Source organism: Micromonospora sp. U21 (assembly GCF_018070045.1).
Taxonomy (GTDB): Bacteria; Actinomycetota; Actinomycetes; order Mycobacteriales; family Micromonosporaceae; genus Micromonospora.
This window is the reverse complement of the sequence record NZ_JAGPYK010000005.1, coordinates 98,384-115,440: the sequence shown is the minus strand read 5'-3', so window position 1 is coordinate 115,440 and position 17,057 is coordinate 98,384. Positions and strand designations below refer to the sequence as shown.

The 17,057-nt window shown below is 68.9% G+C and carries 12 protein-coding genes and 1 pseudogene; 4 read left to right on the top strand and 9 right to left on the bottom strand.

Annotation, left to right across the window (positions count from 1 at the left end; translation table 11 throughout):
• The first annotated feature begins 310 nt into the window (after positions 1-310).
• Positions 311-1,429 (top strand): hypothetical protein, encoded by a 1,119-nt coding sequence (locus KBX63_RS08640; protein ID WP_210910453.1) that lies wholly within the window; start codon positions 311-313, stop codon positions 1,427-1,429.
• A 52-nt stretch (positions 1,430-1,481) separates the two neighbouring features.
• Here the strand turns inward: KBX63_RS08640 and KBX63_RS08635 are convergent, their stop codons facing one another.
• The 4 genes from KBX63_RS08635 to KBX63_RS08620 all read right to left on the bottom strand — a co-directional run bounded on the left by KBX63_RS08635 (position 1,482) and on the right by KBX63_RS08620 (position 5,918).
• On the bottom strand, positions 1,482-2,492 hold the full coding sequence (locus KBX63_RS08635) for a mechanosensitive ion channel family protein (RefSeq protein WP_210910451.1): 1,011 nt from the start codon (positions 2,490-2,492) through the stop codon (positions 1,482-1,484).
• A gap of 136 nt (positions 2,493-2,628) precedes the next feature.
• Positions 2,629-3,651: a cytochrome d ubiquinol oxidase subunit II gene (locus KBX63_RS08630; protein WP_210910444.1), complete on the bottom strand. Its 1,023-nt coding sequence runs from the start codon at positions 3,649-3,651 to the stop codon at positions 2,629-2,631.
• Entirely contained in the window at positions 3,648-4,094 is a 447-nt protein-coding gene (locus KBX63_RS08625) for a cytochrome ubiquinol oxidase subunit I (RefSeq protein WP_247661963.1), read from the bottom strand. Before KBX63_RS08625 ends, KBX63_RS08630 begins: the two co-directional genes overlap by 4 nt.
• Before the next feature lie 549 nt (positions 4,095-4,643).
• Complete coding sequence (locus tag KBX63_RS08620; RefSeq protein WP_307871649.1) at positions 4,644-5,918, bottom strand: low temperature requirement protein A; 1,275 nt, start codon at positions 5,916-5,918, stop codon at positions 4,644-4,646.
• 227 nt (positions 5,919-6,145) lie between these two features.
• On the opposite strand from KBX63_RS08620, the pseudogene KBX63_RS36675 reads away from it, so the two are divergent.
• From KBX63_RS36675 to KBX63_RS08605, 3 genes and pseudogenes are all read left to right on the top strand, one after another.
• Positions 6,146-6,253, top strand: a pseudogene (locus tag KBX63_RS36675) (SMR family transporter); the annotation flags it as partial.
• 170 nt (positions 6,254-6,423) lie between these two features.
• A complete protein-coding gene (locus KBX63_RS08610; RefSeq protein WP_307871648.1) occupies positions 6,424-8,211 on the top strand; it encodes a hypothetical protein in 1,788 nt (595 codons plus the stop codon).
• Between the two features lie 35 nt (positions 8,212-8,246).
• Positions 8,247-9,311 (top strand): glycosyltransferase family 2 protein, encoded by a 1,065-nt coding sequence (locus KBX63_RS08605; RefSeq protein ID WP_210910440.1) that lies wholly within the window; start codon positions 8,247-8,249, stop codon positions 9,309-9,311.
• Between the two features lie 49 nt (positions 9,312-9,360).
• Here the strand turns inward: KBX63_RS08605 and KBX63_RS08600 are convergent, their stop codons facing one another.
• The 5 genes from KBX63_RS08600 to KBX63_RS08580 all read right to left on the bottom strand — a co-directional run bounded on the left by KBX63_RS08600 (position 9,361) and on the right by KBX63_RS08580 (position 17,045).
• Positions 9,361-10,554: a glycoside hydrolase family 1 protein gene (locus KBX63_RS08600; protein ID WP_210910438.1), complete on the bottom strand. Its 1,194-nt coding sequence runs from the start codon at positions 10,552-10,554 to the stop codon at positions 9,361-9,363.
• Between the two features lie 62 nt (positions 10,555-10,616).
• On the bottom strand, positions 10,617-13,748 hold the full coding sequence (locus tag KBX63_RS08595; protein WP_210910436.1) for an alpha-L-rhamnosidase: 3,132 nt from the start codon (positions 13,746-13,748) through the stop codon (positions 10,617-10,619).
• Positions 13,745-15,004: an extracellular solute-binding protein gene (locus KBX63_RS08590; protein ID WP_307871647.1), complete on the bottom strand. Its 1,260-nt coding sequence runs from the start codon at positions 15,002-15,004 to the stop codon at positions 13,745-13,747. Before KBX63_RS08590 ends, KBX63_RS08595 begins: the two co-directional genes overlap by 4 nt.
• Before the next feature lie 329 nt (positions 15,005-15,333).
• Positions 15,334-16,155: a carbohydrate ABC transporter permease gene (locus tag KBX63_RS08585; RefSeq protein ID WP_210910434.1), complete on the bottom strand. Its 822-nt coding sequence runs from the start codon at positions 16,153-16,155 to the stop codon at positions 15,334-15,336.
• A complete protein-coding gene (locus KBX63_RS08580) occupies positions 16,152-17,045 on the bottom strand; it encodes a carbohydrate ABC transporter permease (protein WP_210910433.1) in 894 nt (297 codons plus the stop codon). The genes KBX63_RS08585 and KBX63_RS08580 overlap by 4 nt, the downstream gene beginning before the upstream one ends.
• Positions 17,046-17,057: the final 12 nt, after the last annotated feature.

Genomic DNA, 17,057 nt, shown 5'->3' with positions numbered 1-17,057 from the left:
TCGGACGGCACTGGATGTCAATTGCTCCGGAGCGAGACAAGGTTGCTGCTCATTCTCTGACCTGCGGCAACGATGAGCCGCTGGTAGGGGTGGGTGCAGTTGAGCGCCGTCCGATGCCGTTGGAAGCGGTTTGTGGCGTCAAAGCGAGTGACGCCCAACGGTAACGGCCCCACGCTCGTGCTCTGGGTTTCGCGGCTGATACTGCTCACCGCTGGGTCAAGCGTCCGCAACAATGGTGCTGCGTGCGGGCGGAGGGTGCAGGACCACCACGCGTCCGCCAACCCGTCGGGCCCAGGGGCCGGAGGAATGCGTGAGCCAGGAGGGCGCGGTGGGCGAGCCCAGGTGCGTCAAGCTCGCCCTGCTCGCCGACCCGGACCTGCCCCAGGAGATTGCGCAACGCCTGGCCGCCGAGCTTCCCAATCTGCTCCGTCGATTCGTTGCCGCCGACGTGACCTGGGACGTCACCACGTTCGTGACCGCGGTCGTCGGCGATGAGCAGGTCGACGTGGCGGAACTGGTTCAGGTAACAGACAGGGTGGCGCCGAGCGATGACTGGCGATTGGTCATCGTCCTCACGGATCTGCCGCGCCGCGACGGCACCCGGCCGGTGGCGGCGGAGGTCAGCGTCGATGATCGGGTAGGCATGGTGTCGCTCCCGGCGTTGGGCAGCATCCGCCTCTACCGCCGCGCTCGCGAGACCATCATCGCGGTTGCCCGGGTGCTGGTCGGCACCGCGGACCGGCTGGTCGCGCAGGAGCAGGCAGCCCGGGAACGGGCGGTACTCCCACGCCGCCGCGGTGCCCGAATCAGGATCGAGCCCGATGAGCGGGGCGGCATCCGGTACGTCACGCGTGGGTTCGGGGGGCGCCTGCGGCTGCTCGCCGGAATGGTGCGCGCCAACCGGCCCTGGCGGCTGTTCACCGGCCTGTCGAGGGCGCTCGCCGGCGTCTTCGCCGCGGCCGTCCTCGCGGTCGTCAACGACGTTGTCTGGGATCTCGCGACAGCACTTGGCAGTCTGCGACTGATCCTACTAACCATCATTTCGCTAGCGGCTCTCGTCGCATGGCTCATCATCGATCACGGGTTGTGGGAGCACGGTCACGCTCGGAGCGCCCGCGAACGTGCCGTCCTCTACAACGCATCGACCGTCGCCACCCTGTTCATCGGCGTGCTGTGCTTGTACGTCGTGCTCTACGTCGTGCTCGGCTGCACGGTCGCGTTCCTGCTTCCGCAGGACGTCGTCGCCGAAGCCATCGGCCGTGAACCGAGTTGGGGTGATTACGCCGCCCTCACGTGGTTCACCACGTCGCTGGCGATGCTCGGCGGCGCGCTCGGCGCCGGGCTCGAGGATGAGGCGGCGGTGCGGCGGGCGGCGTACGGGCAACGCCAGCGCGAACGGCAGCTGGACGGTTCGCGCGAGAATTCCTGATCCATGCGGACAGTACTTCCTCAGCTGAGGCGGGCTCCGTCGGACCCGACGGTCAGGGCTGGTACTGGCTGCGGGTGCGGGGCAGCCACTGGGGGTGCTGGTCCCGCAGATAGCGGACCAGTCCCTCGCGCAGGTCGCAGCGCAGGTCCCAGGCGCTGGCGCCGTCCGCGGCCGAGGCCTGCACCTGGATTACCACCGTCTGATGGGTGGAGTCGACCATCTGGAGCACCCACTGGCCGCGATCCCACAGCGGCGAAGACTCAACCAGCCGGCGCGCCTCCCGGCGCAGGTCGTCCAGGTCGGCGGTGTGGTCGACATGGATCTGGATCTTGCCGACCACCCGGGACTCGTTCCGGGTCCAGTTCTGGAACGGCCGCTCGGTGAAGTACGTGGTCGGCAGGATGAGCATCCGCTCGTCCCAGAGCCGAATCACCACGTTGGTCAGCTTCACCTCTTCGACTCGGCCCCATTCGCCGTCGACCACCAGCACATCGCCGACGTGCATCCCGTCGGCGAAGGCGACCTGGATGCCGGCGAACGCGTTGCCGAGCGCGGTTCGGGCGGACAGCCCGATCACTGCGCCGACCACTCCCGCCGACGTCAGCACGGAGATGCCGAAGAGACGTACCGGGGGAAAGGTGATCAGGATCAGGCCGATCGCGACGATCGTGACCACGGCGACGGTGAGCCTCCGCACCGGGCGGATCTGCGTCCGGGCCCGCCGGATCCGCCGACTGGTGACCTCGTCGCCCGGCAGTCGGCTGAACGCGACCGCTTCGGCGGCGTGCAACGCCTTGATCACTAGCCACGCGCCGAAGACGACCAGGACCAGCAGGGTGACATGCCGCAGGTACCGCTGCCACCCGGCCGGCCCGAACGGCAGCGAGTAGTACAGCGCCCCGACCAGCAGAACCGCTGCCGCCGGGCGGCGGCAGGCCTGCCGCAGCGGCTCCAGCAGCCACTTGTAGCGGCCGCGGGCTACCCGGCGGACCAACATGCCGGAGATCAGGTCCACGACCACCGCCGTCGCCAGCGTGGCTACTACGATCAACGCGGTATGCATCAGAGGCCGTTCACCGTGATCCCGATGCCGCCTTTCCCCAGCTCACTGCCCAGTCCACCTGCCCAGGGTGCCATCCGGTCCGTTGGTAGGCCGCGAACATCGACAAACGGTCGATGAATTCGCACCTGGACCTGCGTCAGCCGCGCGGCGGCGGCTTCCCGGTTGTCGGTTTCGCGCCCTGGAAGATGCTGAACAGCCAGAGCAGGGAGGGCGTGAGGAGCAACGCTCCAACGACGAGGACGGCGAGCACGGTGGCAAGCACGGTGGGATCACCGGCCGCCTCGGCGACGGTGAGATCAGGTGGCAGCAGGACCGGGTACTGGGCAGCGCCCCAGGCCCAGAGCACGGCCGCGACCGCAAGGGCGGCGGTCACCCGCACCAGCCGGTAGCGGCCAGTACCGATCAACACCAGGGAGACGATCCCGGCGACGAACGAGAGCAGGACCAGGACGAGCGCCCGGCCGCGCAGCTCGGCGAAGAGGTCCGGTGCGTCCGCGGCGACGACGGCCAGCCCGGCCGCCGCCCCGGCGCCGACAACGACGCCGGTGATCAGGGCGCGGCGCCGGAACTGAGCCACCAGGTCGGCGGCGCCGGCGCGACGGGCGTCGTGGATCAGGTACACCGCGGCGAGGTACGCGCAGACACCGATCGCGAGCAGGCCCGCATAGCCGGAGGTGGGGTTGAGCCAGCTGCGCCAGATGTCACCCTCGGCGATGCCGGGCGGCACGCGGCCGGAGGCGACGGCTCCGACGATACTGCCGAGGAAGAACGGGGTGGCAACCGAGGAGATCGCGAACGTGGCGCCGTAGAGGCGCTGCTCGGCGAGAGTGTGGCTGGCCTTGCGGAAGGCGAAGGCCGCCCCACGGCCGATGATTCCCAGCGCGGCCAGGGTCAGCGGGACATAGAGGGTAGAGGCGAACGCGGCGAACGCGGGCGGAAAGGTGGTCCAGATGAGAGTGATCACCAGGATCAGCCAGACGTGGTTGGCCTCCCACACCGGCCCGATCGAGTGCGCGATCAGCTCCCGACGGGCCGCGCCACGTCGCGCGCCACCGGCGAATAGGTCCCAGATTCCGGCCCCGAAATCCGCGCCGGCAAGCAGGGTGTAGAGCGTCAGGCCGGCCAGCAGCACCCCGAGCAGGACGTCGGCGACGGTCATCGGCCGCTGTCCACCGGCTCGGGGACGCCCTCCTGCGGGGCGACCGGCTCGTCGCGGTGCCTGGCCATCCGCCGCAGCACCGCTACGGTGGCGACGGTGAGCACGGCGTACACGGCGGCGACCAGCGCCAGACCGGTGGCCAGCCCGGGCGCCGGGTTGACCGCCTCGGCGGTGCGCATCACCCCGTACACGATCCAGGGTTGCCGACCAACCTCGGTGACGACCCAGCCGGCCTCGACCGCGACGGCGGCGGCGATGCCGGCCAGGGCGGCGGCCCGCAGGAACCACGGCGAGCGGGGCGGGCCGCGGCGCCGCCACCACGCGAGCGCCCACCAGCCGGAGAGCGCGACCAGCCCGAACCCGATGGCCACCATCAACTGGAACGCCCACTTGACCACCGTCACCGGTGGCTCCTGGTCGTCCGGCACCTGGTCCAGGCCCAACGCGCATGCCGCGATCCAGGCGGAACCCGGGCTGCTATCCGCTGCGGGTGCCAGGCAGCGCCTGCAGGTGTGGCGTTCCAGAAACCTGCGGACGATGCCTCGCCCGCGACGTCCTCATCCGACGCTTCGCCGAGCGCGACCACAACGTGGGCACCGGTCGGAGCATGACCAGGGCCAGCGCTCTTGCGCGTTCGTCGTCGGCATCCGCCAGTTCTTCCGGAAGGTCCGCTGAGTTGGGCGCCCGCCGGTCGGAACTGTCGCCGCGCCGGTCGGGGCTGTTCGACCGGCAGCACTCACCGCGACATTGGCTGCTCCTACCCGACGTCACCGACCACCCCGCCGCCGAGGCAAGCTCAACCTGCGCGATCAAGGACGTGCACTCCGGCTGGATCGTCGGCTACTCCATCGACTCGGGGATGAAGGCGTTAGGTTCAGGCCGACGCGAAGGAGCAGCCCTGCGGCCAGAGACCGTAGATCTTCTGGAGGACGTGGATCGGTCACACGAATTTGCCCTAGATCGACTCTGACTGGTGAGGTATCGGGTACGCGTCAGCGTGGCGGCGAGGCCTGCTCCAGTGGGCGTCCGTGGGCTCGGATCGTGTCCGAGACGGCAACCCCGAGCAGGACGGCGACAGCTGCTGCAGCGACCCCGAGTGGCGGCAGGCCGACCATCACCGGCGCCATGGCCGCGAGGACGAGGATCCCGATCGGCCGTGGCCGGGACACGCGGGCGAAGGCCACGTACTCGAATACTGAGCGCCCGGCGAGGTAGAGCACGGGCCCGCCGAGGATGGTGCCGACCCAGGCGGGTTTGGCGTGTCCGGATGGATCTATGAGGACGAGTTCGGAACCGGCTGAGGTGGCGAGGATGCCGGCCACCATGAGCAGATGGGAGAACTCGGCCAACCGACCGAGCCGGCCGGGGTCGGCGGATGCCGCGATGGCCTCGCCCAAGATCTGGCCGGCTCGGTAGAAGTAGATCCGCCACAGCAACACCGTGGTGAGGAACGACAATGTGAGGGCCAATGTTCGTTCAGCCACGATCGGACCGCGTAGAAGACTCGATCCGGAGGTCAGGATCGTCTCACCAAGCGCGACGATGACGAGCTGCCAGTAACGTTCGGCCAGGTGCTCGCCCGCGACGGCCCACGGCGACACCCGCGAGCGACCCAGCCACGGTACCGGCCAGCCGAGTCTGCCCCCCAGGTAGTCGATCGCCAGGGCCAGCGTCCACAGCGAATTGCGCGTCACCTCAGGTGCGAAGGCTCCGGTGAGCCACGGCACGGCCGACGCGCCGAACCAGACGAGCGCCAGCATGTTGACGCGGCGCAGATCGTGACCCCGCACGAGGACGAAGAAGAGGGTGCGGCCCACCTGGATCGCGACGTACGTGCTCGCGAAGAGCAGGCCAGTCTCCGCGAGAGCCCCGGATATCGCGACCGCCAGGAACAGGCTCCCAAGCATCGTCGCGAGGACAACGAACTGGGTCGCCGGCTGGAACGGATCGAATCTGCTGGTCATCCATGCCGTCTGGGTCCAGATCCACCAGACGGCCAGGAGCAGCAGCAAAGTTTCGGCGTTCTCGGACAGGGAAGTGGTCAACGTGTCGGCGACGTGATCCCTGGTGTAGTCCAGCACCAACTCGTGCACGATCCGGGTAAGCGCGAAGACGTACACGAGATCGAAGAACAGTTCCAGGAAGGTCGGCCGCTGCGGACTCTCACGCATGCGCAGCAGATTGGCCACTCTGTTCGTCGTCACCGGCCCGCCCGCTTCGTCGGCTTTGTCGCTGATGCAGTCGTACCACGTCGCCGCGCCGCCCACGGACAAGACGCACCCTTAATGACTGGGGGCCTGACGGCCGACGAGGGCTGCCACCGCGCCCAGCATCGTGGGCCTGGCGACTCGCCACCCCGCATCGACCATTGATCGAACGCTTGTGCGATGCGCTGGTGGAGGACGTCGCGGGACGCTGGTGCAACGGCACCTTGGATCGACCGGCGTAGCGGAGTCGTCCGTGCTGGTCGCAGCGGCCGAGCAGGAGGTTCTGCATGATCATCGGAGCCGCCGCCGTCCACCTGCTCTCCCGGGCGATGCAGGACCTGCCGGCCGCCTACGCCGTGTTCACCGGCATCGGCGTGATCGGCGCGATCTCGCTCGGAATCGTCGTGCACAGGGACCCGGTCAGCATCGGCCGCTTCACCGCACTGGCATTGATCACCGGCGGCATCATGCTCGCCCGATCACCAATTCCAACTGATCACTCGGCGAGTCCACACTTCGGACCACCCGTCGACAACGCGATCAGCATCGAGGATCATGCATATCTATGTCTACCCGAGCCGCCGACGGCCCGCCGGTCGCCGCGAGCGACGGCCACAGCCCGGTCCCCGCCGCCCCGACCCCTGACCGCTGGGCCCGGTGGCGCTGGTTACGCCACGAATGGACCGGAGCGATGGTCGGTGGCCTGCTGCTCGCGGTGGTGCTGACCTGGCCCACGATGCGGCATCCGGCGAGCACGGTGCCCGGCGACCTCGGCGACCCGACGTTGCAGGCGTGGCAGATGGCCTGGTCGGGCCATGCCCTGCTGAGCCAGCCCCTCGACCTCTGGCACTCGAACACCCTCTACCCGGAGAGGTACACGTTCGCCTACAGCGACACCCTCCTCGGATACGCCCCGATCGGCGCGCTCGGCTCGGGCTTCGAGGCCGCCCTGGTCCACTACAACGTCATGTACGTGCTGGTACACGCGTTGGCGTTCGTCGGGGCGTACGCGTTGGTCCGGCAGCTCGGGGCGGGCCGGTGGGGCGGCGCGGTCGCCGGGCTCGCGTGGGCGTACGCGCCGTGGCGGCTGGCGCACGCGGGTCACCTGAACATCCTCTCCAGCGGTGGAATCGCGTTGTCCCTGGCGATGCTGGCACGCGGGCACGGCTGGTCGTTGCGGCACGGGTACCGGCCCGAGCGACGCCGACCCGGGTGGGCGTTGGCCGGGTGGATCGTCGCCGCCTGGCAGGTCAGCCTGGGCTTCGGCATCGGGCTGCCACTGGTCTACTTCCTGCTCGCCGCAGTGCTGGTGGCCCCCGGCTGCTACGGCTGGTCGTGGTGGCGGCGGCGGGCGCGACTCCCGTTCGGCCGCCGGTTGCTGCTGGCCGATCTGGCCGGTGGGCTCGTCTTCGGCGCGGTGACGCTGCTCCTGGGGCTGGTCTACCTGCGGGTCGTCGACCTCAATCCGCAGGCCGTGCGGTCCCTGGACTGGACGGAGATGTTCTCGCCGCCGCTGATCGGCTTCGTCACCGCCCCGGCGGACTCCTGGTTGTGGGGTGAGCCGCACGCGGCGGCCCGGGTGCAGCTGTCCTGGCCCCCGGAGATGGCGTTGCTGCCCGGCATGGCCCTGATCGGGATGGCCATGGCGGGGCTGTTCGTCTCGGTGTACCCGGTCCGGCACCGGGTCGCGTTGGGGCTGGGCGTCCTAGGGACGGTGCTGCTGGGCCTCGGCGCCACGCTGGGTGGCGATGGTGACCCCGGCTACCTCACGCTGTCCCGGCACCTGCCCGGCTGGGACGCGCTGCGGACGCCGGGCCGGATGATGCACTGGACCAGTCTGCTGCTGGCGGTGCTGGCGGCCGGGCTGGTGACGGCGATCGCCGAGTCGGCGCGACGGTCCCCCACCCGGAGGCGCACGCGGCTGCTGGCGCCGGCGGTTCTCCTGATACCGCTGGCCCTGGTCGGGCTGGAGGGGGTGAACCGGACGCCGCACCCGGTGGTGCCGCGGCCACCGGCCGCGATGCGGGTGGCGGAGGAGCCCGTCCTGCTGCTGCCGATCGGCGGCACGAACGACCTGCACTACATGCTGTGGACGACCGACGGGTTCCCCCGGGTGGCGAACGGGCTGGCCGGCTTCGAGCCCGCCACCCTGGCGCAGACCCGGGCGGCGGCGGCCTCTTTCCCCGATCCCGGGAGCGTGGCCTACCTGCGTGGCATCGGGATCCGGTCGGTCGTGGCCATGCCCGACCGGGCCGTCGGGACGTCGTGGGAGGGCATCGCGGCCCGGCCGGTCGACGGACTGGGCATCACGCGGGAGGAGCTCGATGGTGTGCTGGTCTACCACCTCGGGTGACGGCTCTGCGGGTACGGGCCGGGCGGGGTGACGACGTGCGGCTGTCGGTAGTGGTGCCCTGCTTCAACGAGGAAGCGTCGGTGGAAGGGCTGCACCGGGCGGTGACCGCCGCGCTGGCCGAGCTGCCCGACGTCGATGTTGAGGTGGTCTACGTCGACGACGGGAGCGCGGACGGCACCCTCGTGGCGCTGCGCCGGCTGGCCGCGGGCGACCCGTCGGTGCGGTACACGTCGCTGAGCCGGAACTTCGGCAAGGAGGCGGCGATGCTGGCCGGTCTGGAGCGCGCCACCGGGGACGCCGTGGTCATCATGGACGCCGACCTGCAGCACCCGCCGCGACTGCTGCCCGACATGGTGGCGCTGTACCGCCAGGGATTCGACCAGGTGATCGCCCGCCGGGACCGGCATGGTGACCGGTTCCTGCGGATGCTCGCCTCGCGGTCCTTCTACCGGATGGTCAACTGGTGGATCGACGTACGGCTGCTGGACGGCGCGGGCGACTTCCGGCTGCTGTCCCGGCTCGCGGTGGACGCCGTGCTGGCCATGCCCGAGTACAACCGGTTCTCCAAGGGACTGTTCTCCTGGATCGGGTTCCGGACGGTCGTGGTCGCGCACCGCAACGAGACACGTCAGGCCGGTCGGAGCCGGTGGACGTTCGGCAAGCTCTTCAACTACGGGTTCGACGGTCTCCTGTCGTTCAACAACCGGCCGCTGCGACTGGCCATCTACTGCGGCCTGTTCCTCACCCTGATCGCGCTGGGATACATGATCTGGGTGGTCGCCGACGCCGTCGAGAAGGGCATCGACGTCCCCGGCTACACCACCATCATCGTCAGCGTGATCGGTCTCGGCGGGATCCAGATGATGATCCTCGGCGTCATCGGGGAGTACATCGGCCGGATCTACTACGAGACCAAACACCGGCCGCACTACCTGATCCAGGAGACGGAGGACCTGCTGACGGAGAGCGGGCAGGCCCCGCGCGTGCCGGCCCGGCCGGTGGACCCCGTCCGGCAGCGGATGCCGGCCCGTGAGGAACCCTCCCGGCACGACCGCCTCCGTCGCGCCGCCGACCGGTCCGTGCGGGGCGACGCACCGTAGCTGCCGGGCGGGGACCTGGCGGCCTCCGCGGTGCTGATTCCGCCGGCGGTCATCGCGGGGTCTCCTGGAGTTGTCCGGTGCGGGCGATGCGGGCGAAGACGTGGGCGCTGGGTTTGGGCAACCGGGCGAACGAGTCGTCGACGCTGATGAGTCCGAATCGGGGTCGATATCCCTCGCTCCACTCAAAGTTGTCGAACGCCGACCAGTGCAGGTATCCGCGCACGTCGACGCCTTCGGCGCAGGCCTGGGCGAGGGCTGCCAGGTGGGTGGTGAGATACGTGATCCGTTCGGTGTCGTCGGTGGTGGCGATGCCGTTCTCGGTGACGTAGAGCGGCAGCCCGGTGGCGGCGGCGCGGTGCAGCATCTCCCGCAGGCCGTCGGGGTGCACGGCCCAGCCCATTTGGGTCAGCGGGGTGCCGGTCGGCGGTTCACCGAACCAGGTGGGTGAGGCGGGGTCCACCCATTGTTTGCGGTAATACTGCACTCCGAGCCAGTCACCGCCGTCGGGGCCGGCGAGGTTGTCGAGGTAGCGGTCGACGATCTCGTAGCGCATCAGCCGGTGCAGAGAACGACAGGCGTCGTCGTCGCGGGCCGGGGCGAGCACCGGCAGCTGCACGGCCAGCCCGATCTGGGCGCCACCGGCGGCGCGGATCGCCGGGACCGCTGCGAGGTGTGCGTCGAGCAGAACCGAGCCGACGCGTCTCCACAGGACCGGGTTGGTCAGGCCGGGCGGGTGGTAGCCCTCGAGGTAGCCATGCAGGGCGATCATCTGCGGCTCGTTGAGGGTGCAGATGTACGGCATCAGCGAGCCCAGCTCAGCCGTGACATGAGCGCAGTACCGGGTGAACAGGTCGATGGCGTCCGGGGCGAGCCAGCCGCCGCGGGCGGCGAACCAGCGCGGCAGGGTGAAGTGGTGCAGGGTGACGAAGGCGGTCATGCCGGTGCCGGCGAGCGCGGTGAGGACCCGCCGGTAGTGGGCGATGGCGGTGCGGCTGAACTCGCCGGGCGCCGGTTCGATCCGAGACCACTCGATCGACAGGCGGTGTGCGTTGTGGCCCAGGGAGCGAAGAAGCGCAAAGTCATCGGAGTACCGGTGGAAGTGGTCGATGCCGTCGCCCGACGACGTCTGCGCGGCCGACGTGGGGTGGTGTTCGAAGTCCCACCAGTCGTTGTTGGTGTTGCCGCCTTCGACCTGGTGGGCCGAGGTGGCGGTGCCCCACAGAAAGTCGGCAGGTAGGTCCACGCGAGTCCTCTCGGCAGGTGGAGTCGTGGCCTCCGCGCCCAGGGCGCGGAGGCCACGTCACATCACCTGGTGGTGAAGGTGTAGGTGCCCGACGGCGACCGGTAGACGGAATAGCCGCCCTCGGTGCGCAGGAGCTTCGTGCGGTGCGGAGCGCCGGTCACCTTGCCGCCGAGGGTGGGCACCCACACCTCGGCGGTGCTGTTTGGCGGAACGGTGACGGTCAGCCGCAGGCGGTCTCCGGTACGGGTCCACTCGGAGCGGGCCGTACCTTGCGGGGTCGTGTAGCTGCCCTTGACGAACGTCAGGTTGCCGACCACCTTCGGCTGGATGACCAGGTCGCGGTAGGCGGTGGTGCCGTCGGCAGCACGGATACCTGCCAGGCCGGCGTGGAACCACTCCTCGATCTGGGCGAGGATCATGTGGTTCTTGGAGTCGCCCCGGTTCCACCGCTCCCCCACGGTCGTCATGCCGCCCGGGTTCGCTGTGGTGGACTCCATGAAGTAGCCGTAGCTGGGCTGCTCATCTTCCTGGATGAGGTCCCACAGCACGTCGTCGCGGCCGCCGGCGGACAGCGCCCGCACGGTCGGTGCCATGCCGATGGTGCCGCCGCTGAAGTGCGGACCGTCACCGACCGGATGGAACGTGTAGACCAGTTCCACGAGTGCGTCGAGGACGGGTTGCCGTTCCCCGTCGGGCACCAGGCCGGCGTCGAGGGCGAGGGCCTGCGCCGTCTGGGTGGCGCCCGCGGTGCCTGCGGTGCCGTCGGTGGTGTAGCGGCGCAGAGTCGTGTTGTAGAAGGCCGCGTTGAACGCCGTCTTGATGTCCGCGGCGAGCGCCGTGTACTTCTGCGCGTCCGCGGGACGGCCGGTCAGCTCCGCCAGCTTCGCGAGTTCGCTGATCATGAGGTAGTAACCCCAGGTTCCGGTGATGCGGCCGGAGGTCTGGTCGGCGGACACCCAGTCGGCCAGCGCTGCGTCGACGATGTGCCCGACCGCCTTCTGCCGCTGGATGTAGTCGGCGAACCGCACCATCGGCTCGTAGTAACGGGCCGCCGTCTCGGTGTCGCCGTACAACTGCCGCAGGAGTCCCGGAACCAGGATGATGGCGTTACCCCAGTTGATCTCATCACCGAAACGACCCGAGTAGCCCCAGTCGTAGACGGGGGTCTTGAGCGCAACGTTGCCGAACATCGGGGTGTCCGCCATCGACTGGCCTTCGACCAGGTGCCGCTCGTGGGTGCGCAGATAGGCGGACAGGTCGAAGTTGCGGTGGATAGAGCCCATCGGCATGGTGTAGTCCGCCGGGTAGGACAGCTTCTCCCGGCCAGGGCAGTCGGTGAAGACGGACATGATGTTGCCGGCGAACGAGTACCAGGCCATGTCGTGGATGCGATTGACTCGCGCGTTCGACGTGAGCACGGTGCCGGCAAGGGGCGTATCCGCCTGCACTCGCAGCCCGGTGATGGTGTCCTTGGTCGGCAGATAGCCTTCGGGCAGGCCGGTGACCTGCACCCACTGCATGCCGAAATAGTTGAAGTCCGGCCGCCAGGTCTCCCCGCCGCGTAGCCCACCGGAGGTGTAGGTGTTGAACAGGTCGGTGCCGCGGCTACCTCCGCCACCCATCAACGAGGCCTGATCCACAGTGCCGTCGGCCGCGAGCGACTCGGCTGGCGACAGGCGGATCGTGGTGCCGGCCGGCACACCCGGCTTGAGCGTGAGTTGCGGCAAGCCGACGATGTTCTGCCCGAAGTCGAACACCCAGGTGCCGGGCTTCGGGTTGGTCACCGCGACCGGGGTGAACTTTTCGGCGATCTTGATTGGTGGGGCGGTGCGTCCGACCAGCTTGGTCGCGAGGTTCGGCGGTGGTGCGATTCCGGCGGCGATCCATTCGGCCGGGCTGCCGTCGCGCCGCTTCGCCGTGGCCGTCAGGTCGGCGCCGGGCTGGTCCCATCCGGGCTGCTCGCGGCGGGCGTCGTGATCCGACCCGGAATACCAGGCGTCGGTGACGAGCGGGCCCAGCGAGGTGCGCCACTCGCGGTCCGAGACGATCACCGTCGAGGACCCGCTTGTGTACGAGACCTCGAGTCGGGCGATGAGCCGTGGGGTGACGGCCGCTCCGGCGCTGGCATCGCTGGCTGCGACGTTGTTGCCAGACCCGGTGACCGTGGCGCCGGTGGAGTGCGGTTTGGACAGGCCGGGGGTGAAGGTGATGCCGGTGCCGTCGGCGCCGGCCGTCCCGATCGCGGTGATGGTCCGCGACTCCAGGCTGTCGCCGCCACCCGCGGTGTCGACGTTGATGGTGCCGCCGACGTGGTAGCCGGTGACGCTGTCGAGGCGCACGGTGGTTGCCCCGGCCTCGGTGTCGCCGGTGAGCACGCCGCGGCCTTTGAGTTGGCTCTGCCACCACGAGTACGGGGACGTACGCCCGACCGCCGGGTTGGTGACGCTGCGCCGCACGTACGCCGGGCCGTTGCCCAGCTTGACCCCGACGGTGTTGTCACCCTTGCGAAGCTCGTCGGTGATGTCGAAACCGCGGTACTCACTCGAGAGTTGGTAATTCGAGTAGCCGGGAGCGAGGACCTCGTTGTTCAACTCGCGGCCGTTGACGGTCGGCAGGTGCATGCCGACGCCGGACAGGTAGAGCCGCGCGTGACTGACCTTACGGCGTGGGTCGATGCTGAACTGGCGGGCGAAGATCGGCATCGGTTGGGTGTCGACGCGGTCGGGATACTCGATCCATTTCGCGCTGCCCCAGTCGGATTGCTGGAGCAGGCCCATCTCCCAGGTGGAGCGGGCGCTCCAGGCGGAGGCGCGTCGGTTGGCGTCCCAGACCCGGACCTGCCAGGCGAGGCGTTGCCGGGAGCTGAGTGCCGTGCCGGAGTAGCGGACGCCGGATTGGATGGCGGAGGTGACCTTGCCGGAGTCCCAGATGAGCCGATTGTGGCCGAGGTCGCGGACCTGAATCTGGTAGGCGGTCTGCCGGTCAGCGGCCGCTGACCGAGTTTCGGCGAAGCGCCAGCTCAGCAGGGGGTTGGGGTTGTCCAGCCCGATCGGCTGGTCGGGGCGGCCGTCGACGCGCAGATCCACGACTCGCACGTCGGGACCGATGGCACCGGCCGGGGTGGCAGCGAGGACGGAGGTCGCGGCGAGCGTCGCGGCGAGCCCGAGTGCGGTGATCAGGCTTACGGCTCTCATGATCCTGCCTTGTAGTCGGCGTCCATGTCCTTGAGGACCTCGGCGGCGGTGGCCTGGTCGCTGAAGATCTCCTGCAGGCCGCTGAGCATGGTCTGCTGGACCTTGGCGTTGGGCCACAACTGATCCATGAACGGCACTGTGCGGTTGTCCTTGACGTACGCGGTGAGTTCGGTCAGACCCGGGTCGATGGTGGTGGTGGCGGTGGGCAGGGTCGGCAGACTGCCTTGTGCCTCGTTGAACAGCTTCATGCCCTCCGGTGACATGACGAAGTTGACGAACTTGAGCGAGAGTTCCTTGTTCTTCGCTTTCGCGTTGACGCCATAGCCCATACCGGCAGCGGCAGGCATGAGGAAGCTCGCCGCGTCGTCGGTCGCCGGCAGCGCCTTCATGGTGAACTTGCCGTTCGGGTTCTTCTGCTTGAGCAGGGCGATGACCCAGTTGCCCTGGATGATGCCGAGCGTCTTACCGGTCGCGGCCAGGGTCTGGCTGGCCTCGTAGCTGGTGCTGAGGGGGCTCTTCTGGAAGCAGCCGGCCTTGTTCATCTCCTGGTATTTGGCCATGGCGTTGGCCCACGCCGACCCGGCGAAGGTGGCCTGGCCGCTCTGCATCTTGGTGTCGAAGTCCTTGTCCGTGCCATAGACATCGGTGGCCACCAGGGCGTACAGGGCGAGCTGGGTGACCCAGTTGTCCTGGATGCCGAGGGCGAAGGCGGGGGTGCCCTTACCGGCGGCGGATTTGCAGAAGGCGAGCAGGTCGGTCCAGGTCCCCGGCGTGGTCAGGCCGGCCCTGCTCACCGCCTCGTCGTTGTAGACGGCGCCGATGCCGTTGAGCCCGAACAGCGCGTTGTAGGTCTTCCCCTCGTACTGGGAAAGCTTCTTGAAGGCGTCCGGCAGTTGCGCGGCCCACGGCTGGTCGGACAGGTCGAGCAGGTAGCCGGGCTTGGCGATCACGTAGGTGGCGCCGGGATTGCCGTTGCCCGGCCAGACCGACATCACGTCCGGCGCGGTGCCGGACGACAGTTGCGTACGAATCTGCTGCTGGTGCTGGTCGGCGCCGCTGGTGGTGAGGTTGACCTTCACGCCGGGGTTCGCGGTTTCGAAAGCTTTCACTACCGGTTCGATGGAGCCCTGGTCGACCGAGGCGATGGTGAGGGTGTTGTCGTCGCCGGAGCCGGCGTTGGTGCCGCTGCTGCAGCCGGCGATCAGGGTCGCGGCCATCAGTGCGGCTGCGGCAGCGGTGAGTCTGCGTGAGTTCACGATGTCTCCCACATTGGAGATGAATCAGGCGGGGCGGTGAAGGTGTAGCGGCCCGATGTCAGCGCAGGGTGATCCCTGCGGCGGACGGTTCGGCCCCGAGAATCCCGGGTGTCCCGGCGGCAGGCACGTCATTCTCGCGCGCTGCCGGGATCGGTGGGGATCTGCAGTACGGCGGTGCTTCCCGGCGGCACCGTGTCGATCACGGTGAGCCGGCGCTCTGGTCGATGCCGGCGACCCCGGCCGTAGAGCCAGTCGCCGACGCTGCCGCGGGCGGGGTTCGTCGACGCCGAGCGGTTCGGTGAGCTGCTCGGTCCGCAAGCCGTCAGGAGTCATCCCTTCAGCCCTCCGGCGAAGCCGTTGATGATGCTGCGCTGCAGTGCGAGGTACACGGCGAGAACGGGCACGATGCTGATCAGCAGGGCGGCGAAGATGAGATTCCAGTCGGAGACGAACTGGCCGACGAAGCCGGCGACCGCGACGGGCATGGTCTGCTGGTCGCTGCCGCTGAGGTAGAGCAGCGGGGTGAAGAAGTCGTTCCAGACACTGACCGCGTTGAGCACCAGGGCGGTCACCGTTATCGGTTTGAGCATGGGTAGGACGACGTAACGGAAGGTCGCCAGCGGTGTGCAGCCGTCGATTGCCGCGGCGTCCTCGAAATCACGGGGCAACGCCCGCAGGAAACCGACGTAGAGGAAGGTCGTGAACGGCACCTGCAGGCCGGCGTAGAACAGCACCAGCGACCACACCGAGCCGAGCAACCCGAGGTCGCGGACCGTCTGGTAGAGCGGCAGTGACGCGAGCTGGAACGGCAGGACCAGTCCCAGCATGATCAGCAGGAAGGTGCCGCGCGACCAGCGAGCGGTGGAGCGAGCCAGGGGGTAGGCAGCCAGCGACGAGACGGCGAGCACGATCAGGACGCTGACGGCGGTCACGAGAATACTGTTGATCAACGCGCCACCGAGGCCGGCCTCCTGCCATGCCTGGGTGAAGTTGCCCAGGGTCGGTGCCACGGTGGGACTGATCGGCGACGAGGTATCCGACGGCGACCGCAGGGCCAGGTTGACCAGCACGTAGACGGGGAACGCGAACGCGATGGCCACCGCGATCATGACCACTTCGAGCGCGAAGGTGCGCTTGGTGTAGCGGTTCATGACGCCGCCCTCTCGTTGCGGGACAGCACGGCGTACTGGCCGGCGGAGGCGACCGCGACGATGACGGTGAGCACGACGGCGAGGGCGATGCTGTAGCCGAATTCGCCGAGGGTGAAGGCGTCCTTGTAGATCAGGGTGGAGATGGTGTCGGTGGCGTGGCCGGGGCCGCCGCCGGTCAGCGCGTACACCTGGTCGAACAGCTTGATGCCGCCGATGATCGACAGCATCAGATTGATGGTGATGGCGGGGGCCAGCAGCGGCCGGATGATGGACCAGAAGCGGCGGACCGGACCGCTGCCGTCGATGGCGGCCGCTTCGTAGATCTCCTTGGGCACCGACTGCAACCCGGCCAGGAAGATGACCATGGAGTAGCCGGCGAACTGCCACACCACGACGAGCACGATCATCCACAGCGCCAGGCCTGGGTCGCCGAGCCAGTCCTGCCGCCACGAGCCGAGGCCGACCGCGCCGAGCAGGCTGTTTACGGCGCCGTCGGGGCCGAGCAGGTTGCGCCACAGGTAGGCGGTCACGATCGGGGTGACCACCGCCGGGGCGAACAACAACACCCGCAGGAAGTTCCGGCTCTTGATCATACTGTTGACGCCGAGAGCCAGCAGCAGCCCGACGCCGTTCTGGATCACCGTGACCGCCACCGCGATGAGCAGGGTGTGCCAGACGGCCGACAGGGCGTCGGCGTCGTCGATCATGTCAATGAAGTTGCGCAGGCCGATGACCGCGAAGTTCGGGTCGAGGCCATCCCAGTCTGTGAAGGCGTAGAAGACCCCCCGCGCACTGGGCACCAGGACGACGAAGGCGAACAGCAGCAGCGCCGGGATCATGAACCACCAGGGCGGCGCACTGCCGTGGTGGCGTCTGGGCAGAACCGCCATCGATGGCGAGGA

Bases quoted from the DNA above. Each gene is read 5' to 3' on its own strand.
- KBX63_RS08635 (WP_210910451.1), bottom strand. From the start codon at position 2,492: ATGCATACCGCGTTGATCGTAGTAGCCACGCTGGCGACGGCGGTGGTC.
- KBX63_RS08630 (WP_210910444.1), bottom strand. From the start codon at position 3,651: ATGACCGTCGCCGACGTCCTGCTCGGGGTGCTGCTGGCCGGCCTGACG.
- KBX63_RS08610 (WP_307871648.1), top strand. From the start codon at position 6,424: ATGTCTACCCGAGCCGCCGACGGCCCGCCGGTCGCCGCGAGCGACGGC.
- KBX63_RS08595 (WP_210910436.1), bottom strand. From the start codon at position 13,748: ATGAGAGCCGTAAGCCTGATCACCGCACTCGGGCTCGCCGCGACGCTC.
- KBX63_RS08585 (WP_210910434.1), bottom strand. From the start codon at position 16,155: ATGAACCGCTACACCAAGCGCACCTTCGCGCTCGAAGTGGTCATGATC.
- KBX63_RS08580 (WP_210910433.1), bottom strand. From the start codon at position 17,045: ATGGCGGTTCTGCCCAGACGCCACCACGGCAGTGCGCCGCCCTGGTGG.